17 protein-coding genes, 4 tRNA genes and 1 pseudogene are annotated in these 19,554 nt (G+C 66.5%); 18 read left to right on the top strand and 4 right to left on the bottom strand.

The genetic code is table 11. From position 1 onward, the window contains the following. Positions 1-83: 83 nt before the first annotated feature. The 12 genes from DIE21_RS24605 (at position 84) to nagZ (ending at position 11,993) form a co-directional block, all read left to right on the top strand. A complete protein-coding gene (locus DIE21_RS24605) occupies positions 84-701 on the top strand; it encodes a sigma-E factor negative regulatory protein (protein WP_124500204.1) in 618 nt (205 codons plus the stop codon). A 5-nt stretch (positions 702-706) separates the two neighbouring features. Beyond that, on the top strand, positions 707-1,759 hold the full coding sequence (locus DIE21_RS24600) for a MucB/RseB C-terminal domain-containing protein (protein ID WP_124500152.1): 1,053 nt from the start codon (positions 707-709) through the stop codon (positions 1,757-1,759). Between the two features lie 16 nt (positions 1,760-1,775). Then, positions 1,776-3,275 carry a DegQ family serine endoprotease gene (locus tag DIE21_RS24595; RefSeq protein WP_124500151.1) on the top strand — a complete coding sequence of 500 codons (1,500 nt, stop codon included), beginning with the start codon at positions 1,776-1,778 and terminating at the stop codon, positions 3,273-3,275. A 7-nt stretch (positions 3,276-3,282) separates the two neighbouring features. Then, on the top strand, positions 3,283-3,519 hold the full coding sequence (locus DIE21_RS24590; protein ID WP_124500150.1) for a glutaredoxin family protein: 237 nt from the start codon (positions 3,283-3,285) through the stop codon (positions 3,517-3,519). 234 nt (positions 3,520-3,753) lie between these two features. Further along, positions 3,754-5,547: a translation elongation factor 4 gene (lepA, locus tag DIE21_RS24585; RefSeq protein ID WP_124500149.1), complete on the top strand. Its 1,794-nt coding sequence runs from the start codon at positions 3,754-3,756 to the stop codon at positions 5,545-5,547. Between the two features lie 16 nt (positions 5,548-5,563). Next, complete coding sequence (lepB, locus tag DIE21_RS24580) at positions 5,564-6,457, top strand: signal peptidase I (protein WP_124500148.1); 894 nt, start codon at positions 5,564-5,566, stop codon at positions 6,455-6,457. A gap of 153 nt (positions 6,458-6,610) precedes the next feature. Next, complete coding sequence (rnc, locus tag DIE21_RS24575) at positions 6,611-7,879, top strand: ribonuclease III (RefSeq protein ID WP_124500147.1); 1,269 nt, start codon at positions 6,611-6,613, stop codon at positions 7,877-7,879. 60 nt (positions 7,880-7,939) lie between these two features. Next, positions 7,940-8,839, top strand: coding sequence for a GTPase Era (gene era, locus DIE21_RS24570; protein WP_124500146.1), 900 nt, complete (start codon positions 7,940-7,942; stop codon positions 8,837-8,839). Next, complete coding sequence (gene recO, locus DIE21_RS24565; protein ID WP_014897645.1) at positions 8,826-9,665, top strand: DNA repair protein RecO; 840 nt, start codon at positions 8,826-8,828, stop codon at positions 9,663-9,665. Before era ends, recO begins: the two co-directional genes overlap by 14 nt. Beyond that, positions 9,662-10,438, top strand: a complete 777-nt coding sequence (pdxJ, locus tag DIE21_RS24560) for a pyridoxine 5'-phosphate synthase (RefSeq protein ID WP_124500145.1) — start codon at positions 9,662-9,664, stop codon at positions 10,436-10,438. The genes recO and pdxJ overlap by 4 nt, the downstream gene beginning before the upstream one ends. 69 nt (positions 10,439-10,507) lie before the next feature. Continuing rightward, complete coding sequence (gene acpS / locus DIE21_RS24555; protein ID WP_124500144.1) at positions 10,508-10,948, top strand: holo-ACP synthase; 441 nt, start codon at positions 10,508-10,510, stop codon at positions 10,946-10,948. A gap of 16 nt (positions 10,949-10,964) precedes the next feature. Then, a complete protein-coding gene (nagZ, locus tag DIE21_RS24550; protein WP_124500143.1) occupies positions 10,965-11,993 on the top strand; it encodes a beta-N-acetylhexosaminidase in 1,029 nt (342 codons plus the stop codon). 150 nt (positions 11,994-12,143) lie between these two features. On the opposite strand, the gene DIE21_RS24545 is transcribed toward nagZ, so the two are convergent. From DIE21_RS24545 to earP, 3 genes are all read right to left on the bottom strand, one after another. After that, positions 12,144-13,529 carry a sigma-54 dependent transcriptional regulator gene (locus DIE21_RS24545; RefSeq protein ID WP_124500142.1) on the bottom strand — a complete coding sequence of 462 codons (1,386 nt, stop codon included), beginning with the start codon at positions 13,527-13,529 and terminating at the stop codon, positions 12,144-12,146. Positions 13,530-13,800: 271 nt separating this feature from the next. Next, entirely contained in the window at positions 13,801-14,358 is a 558-nt protein-coding gene (efp, locus tag DIE21_RS24540) for an elongation factor P (protein ID WP_124500141.1), read from the bottom strand. Positions 14,359-14,495: 137 nt separating this feature from the next. Continuing rightward, the gene (gene earP / locus DIE21_RS24535) at positions 14,496-15,683 is read right to left on the bottom strand and encodes an elongation factor P maturation arginine rhamnosyltransferase EarP (protein ID WP_124500140.1); all 1,188 of its coding nucleotides are present in this window, start codon (positions 15,681-15,683) and stop codon (positions 14,496-14,498) included. Positions 15,684-15,759: 76 nt separating this feature from the next. Between earP and uvrC the strand changes: the two genes are divergently transcribed. From uvrC to DIE21_RS24505, 6 genes are all read left to right on the top strand, one after another. Continuing rightward, positions 15,760-17,790 carry an excinuclease ABC subunit UvrC gene (gene uvrC / locus DIE21_RS24530; protein WP_124500139.1) on the top strand — a complete coding sequence of 677 codons (2,031 nt, stop codon included), beginning with the start codon at positions 15,760-15,762 and terminating at the stop codon, positions 17,788-17,790. A gap of 107 nt (positions 17,791-17,897) precedes the next feature. Beyond that, on the top strand, positions 17,898-18,485 hold the full coding sequence (gene pgsA, locus DIE21_RS24525) for a CDP-diacylglycerol--glycerol-3-phosphate 3-phosphatidyltransferase (protein ID WP_059447979.1): 588 nt from the start codon (positions 17,898-17,900) through the stop codon (positions 18,483-18,485). Between the two features lie 145 nt (positions 18,486-18,630). Further along, positions 18,631-18,706, top strand: a tRNA-Gly gene (locus DIE21_RS24520). A 52-nt stretch (positions 18,707-18,758) separates the two neighbouring features. Beyond that, positions 18,759-18,834, top strand: a tRNA-Gly gene (locus tag DIE21_RS24515). A 51-nt stretch (positions 18,835-18,885) separates the two neighbouring features. Then, positions 18,886-18,961, top strand: a tRNA-Gly gene (locus DIE21_RS24510). A gap of 101 nt (positions 18,962-19,062) precedes the next feature. Next, positions 19,063-19,136: transfer RNA gene (locus DIE21_RS24505), tRNA-Cys, on the top strand. Between the two features lie 156 nt (positions 19,137-19,292). On the opposite strand, the pseudogene DIE21_RS24500 reads toward DIE21_RS24505, so the two are convergent. Further along, positions 19,293-19,495: pseudogene (locus DIE21_RS24500) on the bottom strand (transposase); the annotation flags it as partial. Positions 19,496-19,554: the final 59 nt, after the last annotated feature.

The following is a 19,554-nucleotide window of genomic DNA, read 5'->3' as shown; positions in this document are numbered from 1 at the left end:
ACGGGTGCAACGACGCGGGTCGGGGTCTAGTTACGGATAGAGTCGTGAAATCACGACGGGGTGTGTGCAAGATGGGGAGCATCATGGGGTCGGTCAATACGCAGTCGCAAGCGTGCTCGCGCGGCGAGCGCCTTTCCGCTCTGGTCGACGGTGAACTGTTCGACGGCCCGGAACACGGGCAGTTTCTGGCTGAGCTCGACCGCGCGGATCGCGCTGCGTGGGCCCATTACCACCTGATCGGCGATGCGCTGCGCTCGGACGAGCTCGCGCTGTCGCCCGCGCTGAGCGTCGCGTTTACCGCGCGCATGTCGGCCGCGCTCGAAAGCGAGCCGCACCTGCTCGCGCCGGCTGCCGCGCCGGTCGCGCGCAAGCTGCTGTCGCTGCGCCGCCGTGTCGTGCCCGCGTTCGCGGTGGCCGCCGCGGCCGCCACGCTGACGTGGATCGTCGTCCCGCAAATGCAGACGGCCGGTGCGCCGGGCGCCGTCCAGGTCGCATCGGCAGGCGCGCCGCAGAGCGGCAGCCTGCAGCGCGTGACGGTTGCGCAGGCATCGGCGCAGCCGGGCCTGCAGGACGTCAACATCATTCGCGACGCAAGTCTCGACCAATACCTTGAAGCGCACCAGCAATTCGCTCAGCAGCCCGTCGTCACGGGCTCGATGCCGCTGATCCGCGCTGCCGTGACCACCACGCCAGGCCAATAAACCCGATGCGGACATTGCAGTTGAATCACGCCATCTCCGGATGGAAGCGGCTGCCGGCCCTCCTGCTTTGCGCAGCCGCCCTGTTGTCCGTTCAATCCGTCCCAGCCAGCGCCCAGCAACCGGACGACCCCGTCGCCACCCGCAAGGGTGCGGCGGACTGGCTCGACCGCATCCAGCAGGCGGCGCAGCAGCAGAGCTACGAGGGTACGTTCGTCTACCAGCGCGGCGGTTATGTCCAGTCGTCGCGCATCGCACACGTCGCGTCCCGGGACGGCGAGTTCGAGCGGATCGAGTCGCTCGACGGCAAGCCGCGCAAGGTCCTGCGGCATAACGACGAGCTTTACACGTTCGTGCCCGAGCGCAAGCTGTGCGTGGTCGAGCGCCGCCAGACGCGCGATTCGTTCCCCGCGCTGCTCGGCGCGGGCGGCGAGCACGTGATGTCCGTTTATGACGCGAAGCTGCTCGGCAAGGACCGTGTGGCAGGGATCGACGCGCAGGTGGTCGAGCTCGTGCCGAAGGATGCATACCGCTTCACGTACAAGCTGTGGGCCGACGCCCGTACCGGGCTGCTGCTGCGTTCGCAGACGCTCGATGCAAGCGATCACGTGCTCGAGCAGGTCGCGTTCTCGCAACTGCAGACGGGTGGCGCGACCGGCGACAAGTCCGCGATCGCGGCCGGCATGCGGAACCTGAGCGGCTGGACGGTGGTCCGTCCGCCGGTCGCGACGGTCGACATGGAAGCGCAGGGCTGGCAGATCGCGCCGACCATCGCCGGCTTCCGGAAGATTCGCGAGGTGCGCCGGCCGATGGCCGCGCGCGACGCCGGCGATCCACCGATCGCGGTCGACCAGGCCGTCTTCACCGACGGGCTCGCGACGATCTCCGTCTTCATCGAGCCCGCCGAAAAGAACACGCGCAAGGAAGGCGCGGGCAGCACCGGCGCGACCCACGTTCTCGTGAAGCGCCGCGGCGACTACTGGATCACCGTGCTCGGCGAAGTGCCGCCGGCCACGTTGCAGCAGTTCGCGTCTGCCATAGAATACAAGGCTTCCAAGTAACGCTACGGCTTCCGACATGACGAAACTCACGCTGCGCAAAGTGCTCGCGGCGGCGGCGCTGTGGGCCTGCCTGCCGCTCGTCCCGCAAACCGCGGCCGCTGTCACGCCTCCCGCTGCCAGCCTTCCCGACTTCGCCGATCTGGTCGAGAAGGTCGGCCCGGCCGTCGTGAACATCCGGACCACCGCGAACGTGCCGATGCCTGGCCCGCGCGGCGGGCTCCCGCCGGGCTTCGACAACGGCGACATGTCGGAATTCTTCCGGCGCTTCTTCGGCATTCCGCTGCCGCAGGCGCCCGGCAACGGTGGCGGCAACGGCAACCCGAAGAACGCGCCGGCGCCGGACAATCCGCCCGACACCGAGCAGAACCGCGGCGTCGGTTCGGGCTTTATCGTGTCGGCAGACGGTTACGTGATGACCAACGCGCACGTCGTCGACGATGCGGACACCATCTACGTGACGCTGACCGACAAGCGCGAATTCAAGGCGAAGCTGATCGGTGTCGACGACCGCACGGACGTCGCGGTCGTCAAGATCCAGGCGTCCAGCCTTCCGGTCGTCGCGATCGGCGATTCGAACAAGGTGCGCGTCGGCGAGTGGGTCGTCGCGATCGGCTCGCCGTTCGGCCTCGACAACACCGTGACGGCCGGCATCGTCAGTTCGAAGAGCCGCAACACGGGCGACTACCTGCCGTTCATCCAGACCGACGTCGCGGTGAACCCCGGCAACTCGGGCGGCCCGCTGATCAACATGCAGGGCGAGGTGATCGGCATCAACTCGCAGATCTACAGCCGCACCGGCGGGTTCATGGGCATTTCGTTCGCGATTCCGATCGACGAGGCGATGCGCGTGGCCGACCAGCTGAAGGCAACCGGCAAGGTCACGCGCGGCCGCATCGCGGTGGCGATCGGCGAGGTGACGAAGGACGTGGCCGACTCGATCGGGCTGCCGAAGGCGGAGGGCGCGCTGGTCAGCAGCGTCGAGCCGGGCGGTCCGGCCGACAAGGCGGGCATCCAGCCGGGCGACATCATCCTGAAGTTCAACGGCCGGCCGGTCGATGCGGCATCGGATCTGCCGCGCATGGTCGGCGACACGAAGCCGGGCACCAAGGCGACCGTGAGCGTGTGGCGCAAGGGTCAGGCGCGCGATTTGCCGATCACGATCGCCGAGACGCCGGCGGAGACGACGGTGAAGGCCGAGCAGCGCAAGAATGCGCCGCAGAAGCCGCGCCAGGCCAATTCGCTCGGCTTGACGGTCAGCGACATTCCGGCGGATCAGATGAAGTCGCTGAAGCTGAAGAACGGCGTGCAGATCGACGGTGTCGACGGCCCGGCGGCGCGGGCGGGCCTGCAGCGCGGCGACATCGTGCTGCGCGTCGGCGACACCGACATCACGAGCGCGAAGCAGTTCGCCGAAGTGACCGCGCAGCTTGATCCGCAGAAGGCGGTCGCAGTGCTCGTGCGGCGCGGCGACAACACGCAGTTCGTGCCGGTGCGCCCGCGCCCGGCCCAGAAGTAACGCGCCGATGTTCACGCTCTACGGCCGCGGCTGGTGCCACCTGTGCGACGACATGCGCGACGCGCTGGCCCCGGTGGCGGCCGAATTCGGCGTTGTGCTCGACTACGTCGACATCGATGCCGATCCGGCACTCGTCGCCCGCTACGACGAGGACGTGCCGGTGTTGCTGCTGGACGGCACGGAAGTCTGCCGCCACCGGTTCGACGAGGCGAAGGTACGCGGTGCACTCGCGGCCCGGCGCTGAGCCGGGCCGGGGTGCCTGACGCGCCCCGCTCGGGGCTGTCGGCGGCAGGATCGCCCGCCAGCGCGTCCGGCAGGGTGCCCCGGGCCAGGCGTCCCTGACCGGGCGTCCCTAACCGGGCGTCCCAAATTACCGCCCGGCAAAGGCCTTTTCGGCTAAAATAGGCCGTTTTTTCACCGACTTACAAGGCGTGCTCCGCAGTCGTCGAGCGCGCCTTTTTCGCTTGATCGGCACTGAATGGATCATATTCGCAATTTCTCGATCATCGCGCACATCGACCACGGCAAGTCGACGCTCGCGGATCGCATCATCCAGGTATGCGGCGGCCTCGCCGACCGTGAAATGGAAGCGCAGGTGCTCGACTCGATGGATATCGAGCGCGAGCGCGGCATCACGATCAAGGCGCAGACGGCTGCACTGTCCTATCGCGCCCGCGACGGCAAGGTCTACAACCTCAACCTGATCGATACGCCGGGGCACGTCGACTTCTCGTACGAAGTCAGCCGTTCGCTGTCCGCGTGCGAAGGTGCGCTGCTCGTGGTCGACGCGAGCCAGGGCGTCGAGGCGCAGACGGTCGCGAACTGCTACACGGCGATCGAGCTCGGCGTCGAGGTCGTGCCGGTGCTGAACAAGATCGACCTGCCGGCCGCGAACCCCGAGAACGCGATCGAGGAGATCGAGGACGTGATTGGCATCGACGCGACCGATGCGACGCGCTGCAGCGCGAAGACGGGTCTCGGCGTCGAGGACGTCCTCGAGGCGCTGATCGCGAAGGTGCCGCCGCCGAAGGGTGATACGGCCGCGCCGCTGCAGGCGCTGATCATCGACTCGTGGTTCGACAACTACGTCGGCGTCGTGATGCTGGTTCGCATCGTCAACGGCACGCTGCGTCCGAAGGACAAGATCAAGATGATGGCGACCGGCGCGCAGTATCCGGTCGAGCACGTCGGCGTGTTCACGCCGAAGTCGCGCAATCTCGAATCGCTGTCGGCAGGGCAGGTGGGCTTCATCATCGCCGGCATCAAGGAACTGACGGCCGCGAAGGTCGGCGATACCGTCACGCACGTGACCAAGGCTGCCGCCGAGCCGCTGCCGGGCTTCAAGGAAGTGAAGCCGCAGGTGTTCGCGGGCCTCTATCCGGTCGAGGCGAACCAGTACGACGCGCTGCGCGAATCGCTCGAGAAGCTGAAGCTCAACGACGCGTCGCTGCAGTACGAGCCGGAAGTGTCGCAGGCGCTCGGCTTCGGTTTCCGCTGCGGCTTCCTCGGGCTGCTGCACATGGAAATCGTGCAGGAGCGGCTCGAGCGCGAGTTCGACATGGACCTCATCACGACCGCCCCGACGGTCGTCTACGAGGTCGTGCAGAGCGACGGCTCGACGATCATGGTCGAGAACCCGGCGAAGATGCCGGAGCCCGGCCGCATCGCCGAAGTTCGCGAGCCGATCGTCACCGTGAACCTGTACATGCCGCAGGACTATGTCGGCTCCGTGATCACGCTGTGCGAGCAGAAGCGCGGCTCGCAGATCAACATGCAGTATCACGGCCGCCAGGTGCAGCTCACGTACGAGATCCCGATGGCCGAGATCGTGCTCGACTTCTTCGATCGCCTGAAGTCGGTGTCGCGCGGCTATGCGTCGATGGACTACGAGTTCAAGGAATACCGTTCGTCGGACGTCGTGAAGGTCGACATGCTGATCAACGGCGACAAGGTCGATGCGCTGTCGATCATCGTGCACCGGTCGCAGTCGCAGTATCGCGGCCGCGAAGTTGCCGCGAAGATGCGCGAGATCATCCCGCGCCAGATGTACGACGTGGCGATCCAGGCCGCGATCGGCGCGCACATCGTCGCACGCGAGAACATCAAGGCACTGCGCAAGAACGTGCTCGCGAAGTGCTACGGCGGCGACATCACGCGAAAGAAGAAACTGCTCGAGAAGCAGAAAGAAGGTAAGAAACGCATGAAGCAGGTGGGTTCGGTCGAGATCCCGCAGGAAGCGTTCCTCGCGATCTTGCGCGTCGAAGACAAATAACAGGACTGATCCTTTTATGAATTTTGCGCTGATTCTTTTTGTGCTCGTCGTCGTGACGGGCGTAGCGTGGGTGCTGGACAAACTGGTGTTCCTGCCGCGGCGACGCAACGCGGCCGATGCGGCGATCGAGGAGTTCGATCGCCAGCAGTCGCGCATCGACAAGCGTTTCGCGGACGAAAACGCGGTGCAGACGCGTTCGAAGCTGCGCGACGAAAAGCTGCGCCAGCCGTGGTGGCTCGAGTACACCGCGAGCTTCTTCCCGGTGATCCTGGCGGTGTTCGTCGTGCGTTCGTTCATCGTCGAGCCGTTCAAGATCCCGTCGGGCTCGATGGTGCCGACGCTGCTGGTCGGCGACTTCATCCTCGTCAACAAGTTCGAGTACGGTCTGCGCCTGCCGATCGCGAACACGAAGATCACACAGGGCAGCCCGCTGTCGCGCGGCGACGTCGTCGTGTTCCGCTATCCGAAGGACGAGTCGGTCGACTACATCAAGCGCGTGATCGGCCTGCCGGGCGACACCGTCGCCTATCAGGACAAGCAACTGACGATCAACGGCCAGCCGGTGCCCGAAACGCCGCTGCCGGATTACTTCGACGACGAGCGCCAGAACTACGCGAAGCAGTTCGAGGAAACGATCGGCGCGAAGAAGAACGCGATCCTCAACAACCCTGCCGTGCCGCCGTTCGTGATGGGCGCCTACGACTATCCGTATCGCGACAACTGCACGTACAACAGCCGCGGCGTGATCTGCAAGGTGCCGCCGGGTCATTACTTCATGATGGGCGACAACCGTGACAACAGCGCGGACAGCCGCTACTGGGGTTTCGTGCCGGACAACAACATCGTCGGCCGCGCGTTCTTCATCTGGATGAACTTCGGCGACCTGAAGCGCATCGGTTCCTTCAACTGATCGCGTTCGACGTACACGCAATATGCGACGCACGGGCCGCGTCGCGTATTGCCGAACTACTTTAAGAACCGGCGGTAACACCGCCTCGTCACGCCTTTTCGCGTCCGGCCGTGCCGTTTCGGCCCGACCGGCGCCCGCGTTATACTCCTGCACATGCCCCTATCCCAGTTGGAAAGCCGGCTGCGCTACGAATTTCGCAATGCGGAATTGTTGCGCCAGGCTTTGACCCATCGTAGTCACAGTGCCACGCACAACGAACGGCTCGAGTTTCTCGGCGACTCCGTTCTGAATTGCGCGGTGGCCGCCCTTTTGTTCCAGCGTTTCGGCAAGCTGGACGAAGGCGACCTGTCGCGCGTGCGCGCCAATCTCGTCAAGCAGCAGTCGCTGTATGAAATCGCTCAGGCCCTGAATATCTCGGAAGGGCTGCGGCTGGGCGAGGGCGAACTGCGCAGCGGCGGCTTCCGCCGCCCGTCGATCCTCGCGGACGCGTTCGAAGCCATCATCGGGGCCGTGTTCCTCGATGGCGGCTTCGAAGCCGCCCAAGGGGTCATCAAGCGCCTCTATATCCCGATTCTCGACCATATCGATCCGCGCACGCTCGGCAAGGACGCGAAGACGCTGCTGCAGGAGTACCTGCAGGGGCACAAGATCGCGCTGCCGACCTACACGGTCGTCGCGACGCATGGTGCGGCGCACAATCAGCAGTTCGAGGTCGAATGCACGGTGCCGAAGCTCGACGTGAAGGTGTCGGGCTCCGGCGCGAGCCGGCGGGCGGCCGAGCAGGCTGCCGCGAAGAAGGCGCTCGACGAGGTGCTGGCGGCCGCGCCGATGCTGGCCGCAAAGCCGAAACGTTCGAAGAACGCACGCGGATCGAAGCACGTCGAGCCCGAAATCGTGCCGGGCGTGAAGGGCGTGCAGGAAGCGCTCGACCTGCGTTCTCCGGAACGGAAGGAGCGTGCGGTGGCGCGCGACGCGAAGATGGCTGCTGCGTCTGCTGCGTCCGACGCCGGCGCGCAGCCGACCGAGCGGCCGGCGCAGGCGCCGATGGCCGCGATTCGCGCGGCGCACGTGGAAACGGCTGCGGACAAGGCTGACCGTTCCGCGAAGCCGGCAGCCGACAAGCCTGCCGAAAAGGCGTCCGACAAGCCGTCGGATCGCGGCGAAACCGGCTCGCGCGCGGCGGACAAGCCGGCCGAGCGCGCCGACAAGCCGGCGGAAGGCACACCCCGTGCAGCCGACAAGCCGGCGGGCCAGGCGACCGATCCGGTCGTGTCGTCCGCTGACAAGCCGGCGGCCGGTTCCGATGCCGCTTCGCGTGCGGCGCCGCGCGCCCGCGACGCCGCGGCGCCCGACACCGAGACGCCGCCAGGCGGCGCAAGCCTCGCCGCCGCGCAGGCGCGCGCGGCCGATGCCGACCACTGAATTGCCCATCGATCGTGCCGCGCGCCGCGCGGCCGGTTCCGAACCTGTCTCCCAAACGATATGAACACTCCCGCTCCTACCGGTTTCCGTTGCGGCATGATCGCGATCGTGGGCCGCCCGAACGTCGGCAAGTCGACGTTGATGAACGCACTCGTCGGCCAGAAGATCAGCATCACGTCGCGCAAGGCGCAAACGACCCGCCATCGCATCACCGGCATCAACACGTTCGACGACGCGCAATTCGTGTTCGTCGACACGCCGGGTTTCCAGACCCGTCACAGCACCGCGCTGAATCGCTCGCTGAACCGCGCGGTCACGTCGACGCTCACGTCGGTCGACGTGATCCTGTTCGTGATCGAGGCCGGCCGCTTCGGGCCCGACGACCAGAAGGTGCTCGACCTGATCCCGCCCGGCATGCCGACGCTGCTGATCGCGAACAAGATCGACCGTGTGGCCGACAAGGCGACGCTGTTCCCGTTCATGCAGCAGATGAGCGCGCTGCGCGAATTCACCGAGCTCGTGCCGCTGTCGGCGCAGCGGCCGGAAGACATCAAGCGCCTGCTGGACACGATCAAGCCGTACCTGCCGGAAGGCGAGCCGATCTATGGCGAGGACGAACTGACCGACCGCAGTTCGCGCTTCCTCGCGGCCGAAATCCTGCGCGAGAAGGTGTTCCGCTGGACCGGCGACGAACTGCCGTACACGAGCACCGTGCTGATCGACAAGTTCGAGGAGGAAGGGCGCCTGAAGCGCATCTTCGCGACGATCCTCGTCGAACGCGATTCGCACAAGGCGATGGTGATCGGCAAGAAGGGCGAGAAGCTCAAGCAGATCAGCACCGAGGCGCGGATGGACATGGAAAAGCTGTTCGACGGCCCCGTGTACCTCGAGACCTTCGTGAAGGTGAAGAGCGGCTGGGCCGACAACGAGGCGGGGCTGCGCGCCTATGGGTACGAATGACGCGCTGACGTCGACCGAAGACGCGGTGACCGCCGGCGCGAACGACGCGCCGCTGCCGGCACCGCCAGAACCGCCGCGTCGCAAGGCGCGGCGCGCGACGTCTCGCACGTCCGATTTCCGCGTCGCCGAGCAGCCGGCGTTCGTGCTGCACAGCTATCCGTACCGGGAAACGAGCCTGATCATCGACGTGCTCACGCGCGATCACGGCCGCCTCGCGCTCGTCGCGAAGGGCGCGAAGCGCCCGCACTCCGCGCTGCGCGGTGTGCTGCAGACGTTCCAGCCGCTGCTGCTGTCCTGGTCGGGCAAATCCGAAGTGCGCACGCTGACGGGCGCCGAGTGGGTGGGCGGGATGTTGCCGCTCGGCGGCGACGGGCTGCTGTGCGGCTTCTACGCGAACGAGCTGCTCGTGAAATTCTGCGCACGCGAGGATCCCCAGCCGCCGCTCTTCAATCATTACGTGCTGACCCTCACGCGCCTCGCGCACGGCGAGCCGGCGGTGCAGGTGCTGCGCTCGTTCGAGCGCGTGCTGCTGCGCGAGACGGGCTATGCGATGGCGCTGAACCGCACGGTCGCGCGCCGCGCGGTCGAACCCGATCGCCGCTACGTGTTCGATCCCGAACGCGGCGTGCGCAATGCGGACGACGACGTGCCGTCGCACTGGCCGGTGATTACCGGACAGACGTTGCTCGACATGGAGCAGGACGATTACCATCGAGCCCAGACGGTTGCGCAAAGCAAGACGCTGATGCGCTTCCTGCTGAACACCTATCTCGGCGGCACGCCGCTTGCCACGCGTCAGATCCTGATCGACCTGCAAAACCTATGAGCTTCTTCCTGACAACGCCGACCGTCATCGACCTCGGCGTGAACATCGACCACGTCGCGACGCTGCGCAACGCGCGCGGCACGACCTATCCCGATCCGATCCGCGCGGCGCTCGCCGCCGAAGAGGCCGGTGCGGACGCGATCACGCTGCACCTGCGCGAGGACCGCCGCCACATCGTCGACGCCGACGTGCGCAAGCTGCGCCCGCTGCTGAAGACGCGGATGAACCTCGAATGCGCGGTGACGGCCGAGATGCTCGACATCGCATGCGAAGTCCGTCCGCACGACGCGTGCCTCGTGCCCGAGAAGCGCGAGGAGCTCACGACCGAAGGCGGCCTCGACGTCGCCGGCCGCTTCGAGGCCGTGCGTGCGGCCTGCACGCAGCTCGCCGACGCCGGTGTGCGCGTGTCGCTGTTCATCGATCCGGACGAAACACAGATTCGCGCCGCGCACGAAGCCGGCGCGCCGGTGATCGAGCTGCATACCGGCCGCTACGCCGATGCGCACGACGAAGCCGAGCAGCAGCGCGAATACGAGCGCATCGTGGCGGGCGTGCACGCCGGCGCGCAACTGGGCCTGAAGGTCAATGCCGGTCACGGCCTGCATTACACGAACGTGCAGCAGATCGCCGCGATCGACGGCATCGTCGAACTGAACATCGGCCACGCGATCGTCGCGCACGCGCTCTTCGCGGGCTGGGACAACGCGGTGCGCGAGATGAAGGCGATCATGGTTGCCGCGCGTGTCGCCGCGTTGCACGGCGGCGCGCGCTGACGATGCATTCCGCGCGCGCGCGTTTTACTCGCCACCCGGCATCGTCCGCGCATCACGGCGGGCGCTGACATGGCGATCTATGGCATCGGCACCGACATCGTCCAGGTAAGCCGCATCGCGGCCGTGCTCGAGCGCACGGGCGGCCGGTTTGCCGAGAAGGTGCTGGGCCCCGACGAACTGCGCGTGTTCCACGCGCGCCGCGCGCGCTCCGAGGCGCGCGGCATCGCGTTTCTCGCGACGCGTTTTTCCGCGAAGGAAGCGTTCTCGAAGGCGATCGGGCTCGGCATGCACTGGCCGATGACGTGGCGCGCGCTGCAGACCCTCAACCAGCGCAGCGGCGAACCGTACGTCGTCGCGTCGGGCGAGCTGGCCGACTGGCTCGCCGCACGCGGCATCACGGCACGCGTGACGGTCAGCGACGAACGCGACTACGCGGTGTCGTTCGTAGTCGCCGAGACCGACGCCGCGTCGCCGCCTGCACCCGTATCTGTTTCCCGACCCACTCCCTGACGGACTTCCCGATCCGATGAAAACGACTCCTGGCCCGGTCATGCTCGACGTCGTCGGCACGGCCCTGTCGCGCGACGATGCGCGGCGCCTTGCGCATCCGAACACCGGCGGCGTGATCCTGTTCGCGCGGCATTTCCAGAACCGCGCGCAGCTGACCGCGCTGACCGATTCGATCCGCGCGGTGCGCGAGGACATCCTGATCGCCGTCGATCACGAAGGCGGCCGCGTGCAACGATTCCGCACCGACGGCTTCACGGTGCTGCCCGCGATGCGCCGCCTCGGCGAACTGTGGGACCGCGACGTGCTGCTCGCGACGAAGGTCGCGACCGCGGTCGGCTACATCCTGGCCGCCGAGCTGCGTGCATGCGGGATCGACATGAGCTTCACACCCGTGCTCGACCTCGACTACGGGCACTCGAAGGTGATCGGCGATCGCGCGTTCCATCGCGACCCGCGCGTCGTCACGCTGCTCGCGAAGAGCCTGAACCACGGGCTGTCGCTCGCCGGCATGGCGAACTGCGGCAAGCATTTCCCGGGGCACGGTTTCGCGGAAGCCGATTCGCACGTCGCGCTGCCGACCGACGACCGGCCGCTCGACACGATCCTCAAGCAGGACGTCGCGCCGTACGACTGGCTCGGCCTGTCGCTGTCCGCGGTGATCCCCGCGCACGTGATCTACACGCAGGTCGACAAGCGGCCGGCCGGCTTCTCGCGCGTGTGGCTGCAGGACATCCTGCGCGGGCAGTTGGGCTTTGCGGGCGCGATCTTCAGCGACGACCTGTCGATGGAGGCGGCGCGCGAAGGCGGCACGCTCACGCAGGCGGCCGACGCGGCGCTCGCCGCCGGCTGCGACATGGTGCTCGTCTGCAACCAGCCGGACGCGGCCGAGGTCGTGCTGAACGGGCTGAAGGCGCAGGCGTCGGCCGCGTCGGTGCGGCGCATCAAGCGGATGCGGGCGCGCGGCAAGCCGCTCAAGTGGGACAAGCTGATCGTGCAGCCCGAGTACGTGCAGGCGCAAGCGCTGTTGCGTAGCGCACTGGCGTAAGCGGGGAAGGGCGGCGCGATGCCGCCCTCCCGTTGCCGAAAAAACCGCGCGTTCGCGCGGTTTCTTCATCGGGATGCGAAACGCGGGCAAACCGCCATTACGCAACTAACCGTCAAATCCAGCCGGCGCCCCGAACAACCTCGCGCCCGGTCAGTTGACCTTCATCCGCTGCAGCTTGTTGTACAGCGTCTTGGGGCTGATGCCGAGCAGCGTCGCGGCGCGATGGCGCGTGCCGCCGACCGCGTCGAGCGTCGCGCGGATCAGCAGGTCCTCGACGTCGGACAGCGGGGTGCCGACCTTGATCTGGACGCTGCTGCCGTTCAGCGCGGCGCCGGTCGCGAAGGTCGCTTCGCCCGCGCGGAGCGTCTCGATGAAATCGCCGGACGCGTCGTAGGCGAAGCGCACGCGCTCGTGCAGTTCGCGCACGTTGCCGGGCCATTCGTAGGACAGGCATTCGCGTACGAAGCCCGACGCCGCGCGCTTGTCGGTCGTGCTGCGTCCGGTGGCGCGTGCGTCGCGATTCAGTTCGTCGATCAGTGCGTCCGCGATGGCGAGCGCATCGCCGTCGCGCTCGCGCAGCGGCGGCATCGTGATCGATGCCGCGTCGAGACGCAGCCACAGATCCTCGCGCAGCGTGCCGTTCGCGACTGCCTCGCGCGCCGGGCGGCGCGTGGTCGCGATCAGCCGGAAGTCGCTCGTGATCGAACTCGTGCCGCCGATCCGCATGAAGTTCTGCGAGTCGAGCGCATGCAGCAGCGCCTCCTGCAGCACGAGCGGCAACGCGGTGATCTCGTCGAGGAACAACGTGCCGCCGCCGGCCTGTTCGAACAGGCCCGATTCGCGCCGTTCGGCGCCGTCGAACGCGCCGCGCTCATGGCCGAACAGCACGCTGTCGAGCGACGCGCCGTAACGCCCGGCCTGCGCGATCGTGCGGCAGTCGAACGTCACGAACGGCCCCTTGCGGCGCCGGCTCAGGTCGTGCAGCGTGCGCGCGGCCAGCTTCTTGCCGGCGCCGGCTTCGCCCGCGAACAGCACGGCCGTTTCGGAGCCCGCGTTGTGTTCGATCATGTCGTACACGTGCTGCATCGCCTCGCTGCGGCCGACCAGTGCCCCGAAGCGGCCGAGGTGGCGCAGCGACGCGCGCAGCGTCCGCACTTCGTCGATCAGTTCGTAGGGCCGCGGAATCCGGGCCAGCAGGCTGCGCAGGCGCGGAATGTTGATCGGCTTCAGCAGGTAGTCCCAGATGCCGTGACGCAGGCCTTCGATCGCGCTCTCGACCGTCGCGTTGCCCGTCAGCACGATCACCGGCAGCGAGCCGTTCGGCTGCTGCTGCGGCAGGTGCTGGAGCAGGTCGAACCCGCTGCCGTCCGGCAGGTTCAGGTCGACGAGGACGACATCGGGAATCGAGCGGCCGAGCGCCGTGCGTGCCTCGGCGAGCGACGTGGCCGTGTCGACCGAGAAGCCGTCTGCTGCGAGCAGCGCGGTCAGGCCGGACAGACTGTTGGGATCGTCTTCGACAATCAGGGCGTGTGGCATGGTGGACGCGAGTCGAGTCAAGAGAGGCGGGCTGTCGGCCATCGAGCCGGCCGCAGCCGCATGTCAGATTAAAAACTGATTTTATGCCCCGCTGAACGCCTGACGTGCATTATTTCTCCGTTGATATAAAACAGTTACCGATGATACAAATTGAATACCTTTAGTGCTGGATTTTGTGCTGCCTATGGTACCGCCGCACCGGTGCTGTCGACGGCAGGCAAACAAAAAGCGCCCCGCAGGGCGCTTTTTTCGATACGGAATTCGCGGGCGATTACGCGCGGCTGCGGTATTCGTTCGTACGCGTATCGATTTCGATCTTGTCGCCGGTGCTGCAGAACAGCGGCACTTGCAGTTCGAAGCCCGTCGCGAGCTTGGCGTTCTTCAGCACCTTGCCCGACGACGTGTCGCCCTTGACGGCCGGTTCCGTGTAGGTGATCTCGCGAACCAGGATCGTCGGCAGTTCGACCGAGATCGCCTTCTCGTTGTAGAACACGACTTCGCAAGCCATGCCGTCTTCGAGGTAGTTCAGCGCTTCGCCCATCATTTCCGCTTCGACTTCGTACTGGTTGTAGTCGGCGTCCATGAACACGTACATCGGGTCGGCGAAGTACGAGTACGTCACTTCCTTGCGGTCCAGCACGACGACGTCGAACTTGTCGTCGGCCTTGTAGACCGATTCCTGGCCTGCGTTCGTCAGCAGGTTCTTCATCTTCATCTTGACGACGGCGGAGTTACGGCCCGACTTGTTGTATTCCGCCTTTGCGATGACCCATGCTTCGCTGCCGATCTGCACGACGTTGCCTACGCGGAGTTCCTGTGCGGTCTTCATAAAAACTGTCCTGATCCAATCAAATAAATAGGTGCCTGAGCGTTGCGCAACGGCTGACGGCGCAAGCGGGGTGCGTTCCGGTGGGCGCCAAGCGCCTCAAGCGCGAGCGCTTGCGTGGTCAGCCGTCGGATAACCGTTTATTTTAACTGAGATTTTGCGTATTCCGCCAGCTTTCCGGCGAGATCGCCGACGCTCGCCAATGCGTCGGCCCAGCGGGCCGCGTTGGCGTCGAACGCGGCACGGTGTTGCAGCAAATCCGCCCAATCGGGCGTGCCGGCGCCATTCCACGCGTGCCAGAAGCGCTCGAGCGCCGCGCGCGGCGCGTCGGCAAGCCCGGCCGACAGGTGCGCGAGCGCCGCGTCGAGCTTCGGCAGGTGCGCATCGTCGGCCTGCGGGTAGATGTGCCACACGAACGGCTTGCGTGCCCATTGCGCGCGGACGAACGAGTCCTCGCCACGCACGAAATTGACGTCGGCCGCCCACAGCAGCAGGTCATAGTCGGCCTGCGGGACGAACGCGAGCCCGTAAGCGGTCAGGTTGCCGCGCTTCCCGCGTGCGCCGGCGCCGAACGATTCGACCCCGAAAAAACGGGCGAGAGCCGGCGATACACGGCCGGCGGGCACGAGCGCGACGACGGGCGACGGGCTGTCGCGCCACTGCGCGAGCAGTGCGTCGACGGCCGGATTTTCATACGCGAACAGGCTGACGACCGTCGTGCCGGGCGCCGGCGGCGCGTCGCCGGTCGCATGCTGCCACCACGCGGCACGCGCCGCCGCGTCGGCTGCGAAGGCCGTGCGGCGCGCGTCGAGGCCGCGTTCCTTCAGCACGCCGCCCGTGCCGGCCGACAGTCCCGGGAAGAAGAACGTCTTCAGCAGCGGGTAGCGCGGGTGCGGCGACGGCCGCAAATGGAAATCGGCGACCCAGTCCTCGGCGCTCAGGTATTCGAGATTGATCCATACGGGGCGGCGCGCGCGGCGCGCCATCGCCGCGAGATACGCGCCGGGCAGCTCGCACGCGAACGCCTCGATCACGACGTCGGCGATCTCCAGCGCGTCGCCGACTTCCGCATGCCAGTGTTCGACCGCGATGCCGTCGAGCATCTGCCGCCCGGCATCGGGATCGACCCCCGGCAGCAGCCGCGCGAACGTGTGCAGGTCGTCGATGAAGAGGCGCACCTGCCAGCCGTGTTCGTGCGCGAGCTGGCGGGCGAGGCGCCAGCACACGCCGATGTCGCCGAAGTTGTCGATCACGGTGCAGAAGAGGTCGCACGCGATCGGTTCGTCGGGCGCGAGCGGTGAAGCGGGGGCGGGGGCGGTGCGGGGCATCGAAGCGGGCCGGTGAATGCTCTAAACTGGCGATTCTAATGGACCCGTTCCGCGCCACAAGGCACCCGGATCACGCATGACATCCCCAGAAGCCGCCGACACCCCGTTCGAACCCAAGAAGATCCTCGCGCAGTTGCCGCACATGCCGGGCGTCTACCGCTACTACGACACCGCGGGCGCCGTGCTTTACGTCGGCAAGGCGCGTGACCTGAAGAAGCGCGTATCGAGCTATTTCACGAAGACGCAGCTGTCGCCGCGCATCGCGATGATGGTCACGCGCATCGCGCGCATCGAGACGACCGTCACGCGCTCGGAGGCCGAGGCGCTGCTGCTCGAGAACAACCTGATCAAGGCGCTCGCGCCGCGCTACAACATCCTGTTTCGCGACGACAAGTCGTATCCGTACCTGAAGCTCACCGCGCACCGCTTTCCGCGCATGGCGTACTACCGCGGCTCGGTCGACAAGCAGAACCAGTACTTCGGGCCGTTCCCGAGCGCGTGGGCCGTGCGCGAGAGCATCCAGATCCTGCAGCGCGTGTTCCAGTTGCGCACCTGCGAGGATTCGGTCTTCAACAACCGCACGCGGCCGTGCCTGCTGCATCAGATCGGGCGCTGCACGGCGCCGTGCGTCGGCGCGATTTCCGAGGACGACTACGCGATCGACGTGTCGAACGCCGCGCGCTTCCTGCTCGGCCGGCAGTCGGAAGTGATGAAGGAGCTCGAGCAGAAGATGCACGCGTTCGCGGCCGAGCTGAAGTTCGAGCAGGCGGCCGCCGTGCGCAACCAGATGAGTTCGCTCGCGACGGTGCTGCACCAGCAGGCGATCGAGGTCGGCAGCGACAGCGACGTCGACATCCTGGCGGTCGTCGCGCAGGGCGGACGCGTGTGCGTGAACCTGGCGATGGTGCGCGGCGGCCGGCACCTCGGCGACAAGGCGTATTTCCCGACGCACGTCGAAAGTGCGCTGACGCTTGCCGAAGGCGGGCTCGGCGACGAGGCCGAGGCGGCGCACGGTGCCGGCGAAGCCGCCGCGGCGTTGCCCGACCAGCCCGCGGAAGAGGCTGCCGCCGCGCGTGGCGCGGGGGCGCCGGTGGAGGCCGAGGTGCTCGATGCGTTCATCGCGCAGCACTATCTCGGCAATCGCGTGCCGCCGGTGCTGGTCGTGAGCCATGCGCCCGCGAGCCGCGACCTGCTCGAGCTGCTGTCCGAGCAGGCCGGTCACAAGGTGTCGCTGGTGCGGCAGCCGCAGGGGCAGCGGCGCGCGTGGCTGTCGATGGCCGAACAGAATGCACGGCTCGCGCTCGCACGGCTGCTGTCCGAGCAGGGCTCGCAGCAGGCGCGCACGCGCGCGCTCGCGGAGACGCTCAACTTCGAATGCGACGATCTCGCGACGCTGCGCATCGAGTGTTTCGACATCAGCCACACGATGGGCGAGGCGACGCAGGCGTCGTGCGTCGTCTACCACCATCACAAGATGCAGTCGGGCGAGTACCGTCGCTACAACATCACCGGCATCACGCCGGGCGACGATTACGCGGCCATGCGGCAGGTGCTGACGCGCCGCTACGAGAAGATGGTCGAGCAGGCCGCGCAGGCGGCGGCCGCCGACGACGCGGCCGGCATCGACGGCGAATCGACGCGCCAGGCCGAGGCATCGAGCCTGCTGCCGAACATCGTGCTGATCGACGGCGGCAAGGGACAGGTCGAGATCGCGCGACAGGTGTTCACCGAGCTCGGGCTCGACACGTCGATGCTGGTCGGCGTCGCGAAAGGCGAGGGGCGCAAGGTCGGCCTCGAGACGCTCGTGTTCGCGGACGGTCGCACGCCGCTCGAACTCGGCAAGGAGAGCGCCGCGCTGATGCTCGTCGCGCAGATCCGCGACGAGGCGCACCGCTTTGCGATCACCGGGATGCGCGCGAAGCGGGCGAAGGCGCGCCAGACCTCGCGGCTCGAGGAACTCGAAGGGGTTGGCGCGAAACGCCGCCAGCGGCTGCTCGCGCGGTTCGGCGGGCTGCGCGGGGTGGTCGCCGCGAGCGTCGAGGAGCTGGCAAGCGTCGACGGCATCTCGCACGCGCTCGCCGAGCAGATCTACAAGCAGCTTCACTGATCCGGCCGTGCGACCGGCCGAGCCTGAGCGCGTTCTCGCGTTCTCGCGTTCTTGTGGCAGGCCGGTCGACACGGCACAATTGCGAATCCTTTACTGACCCGCATGCCATGCCGTTCAATTTCCCGATTTTCCTGACGTGGGTACGGATCGTGCTGATCCCGCTCGTCGTCGGCGTGTTCTATCTGCCGGACACGGTGATGGGCGGTGCGCACCGCAACCTCGCGGCGGCGGCGATCTTCATCCTCGCCGCGCTGACCGACTGGTTCGACGGGTTTCTCGCGCGCAAGTGGAACCAGACGTCGTCGTTCGGCGCATTCCTCGATCCGGTCGCGGACAAGCTGATGGTGACGGCCGCGCTGCTGATCCTCGTGCAGATTGCGCGGGTCGATGCGGCGATCGCGCTCGTGATCGTCGGTCGCGAAATCGCGATCTCGGCGCTGCGCGAATGGATGGCACAGATCGGCGCGTCGAAGAGCGTCGCGGTGAACCAGCTCGGCAAGTTCAAGACCGCGTGCCAGATGGTCGCGATTCCGATGCTGCTGTACTACGGCCCGCTGCCGCTCGGCATCGCGACGATCGACACGCGCGTGTGGGGCGAGTGGCTGATGTATCTCGCGGCGGTGCTGACGATCTGGTCGATGCTGTACTACATGAAGCTCGCATGGCCGCAGATCCGCGAGCGCGGCGGCGCGTGACGGGGCCGGCACATTCGCTCGCGCAGGTTTTTGGAAAAAGGGCTGGAAAAGCCCTTGACATACGAATGTGCCTTCGACATAATCTCGCTTCTCCGCTGCACGACGAAGTAAGTGTGTGACGGGGAAGCAGTAGCGCAGCAATACTGCGGGAGTAGCTCAGTTGGTAGAGCGCAACCTTGCCAAGGTTGAGGTCGCGAGTTCGAGACTCGTCTCCCGCTCCAGATTTTTCTGGCAGCGTGTTGTACGGCAAAGCGCTGCAGATGCAGGACACATGCGGGAGTAGCTCAGTTGGTAGAGCGCAACCTTGCCAAGGTTGAGGTCGCGAGTTCGAGACTCGTCTCCCGCTCCAGATTTTTCTGGCAGCGCGTTGTACGGCAAAGCGCTGCAGGTGCAGGACAATGCGGGAGTAGCTCAGTTGGTAGAGCGCAACCTTGCCAAGGTTGAGGTCGCGAGTTCGAGACTCGTCTCCCGCTCCAAGTCATGGGGAAGCCACGCTTCCCTTTTTATTTGATGGACTGACGGTCCTCGAATAAAAAATCTGTCGCTTGCCTCCGTGGCATCAGGACAGTCCGCTTTTGGCGCGATAGCAAAGCGGTTATGCAGCGGCCTGCAAAGCCGTTTAGGCCGGTTCGACTCCGGCTCGCGCCTCCAAGTAGCAGAGAAAAAGCCCTGAGAAATCAGGGCTTTTTCTTTTTCCGGCCCGTTTCCCAAGATGGCAATGCTGGCCTGCCCCCTTCGGTAGGGCCAGCCGGCGTCTGGCAAAGTCCTGTTATCCCAGCTCCCGGAATGCGGCAGGAGCCTCCGCTGTAGCGTCTTCAGCCGTGCGTTCTCCGCCTCAAGATCCTTCAGCCGGCGCGCTTCCGACACCTCCATGCCGCCGAACTTCGCGCGCCATGTGAGAACGACGCATCACTGAAGCCATGCTTCCCGCACAGCGTCTTCACCGGCATGCCGGCCTCGGCTTCCTTCAGAAGCGCGATGATTTGCGCTTCCGTAAAGCGCTTCTTCAAGTTCGCTTCTTCTCCGAAAACGAACTCTACTAGGTTCTGACTGGCCCGGTTTGCCGGGG

It is taken from the genome of Burkholderia sp. Bp9140 (assembly GCF_003853425.1).
Taxonomy (GTDB): domain Bacteria; phylum Pseudomonadota; class Gammaproteobacteria; order Burkholderiales; family Burkholderiaceae; genus Burkholderia.
The sequence above is the reverse complement of the archived record's forward strand: the minus strand, read 5'-3'. Positions and strand labels throughout refer to the sequence as shown.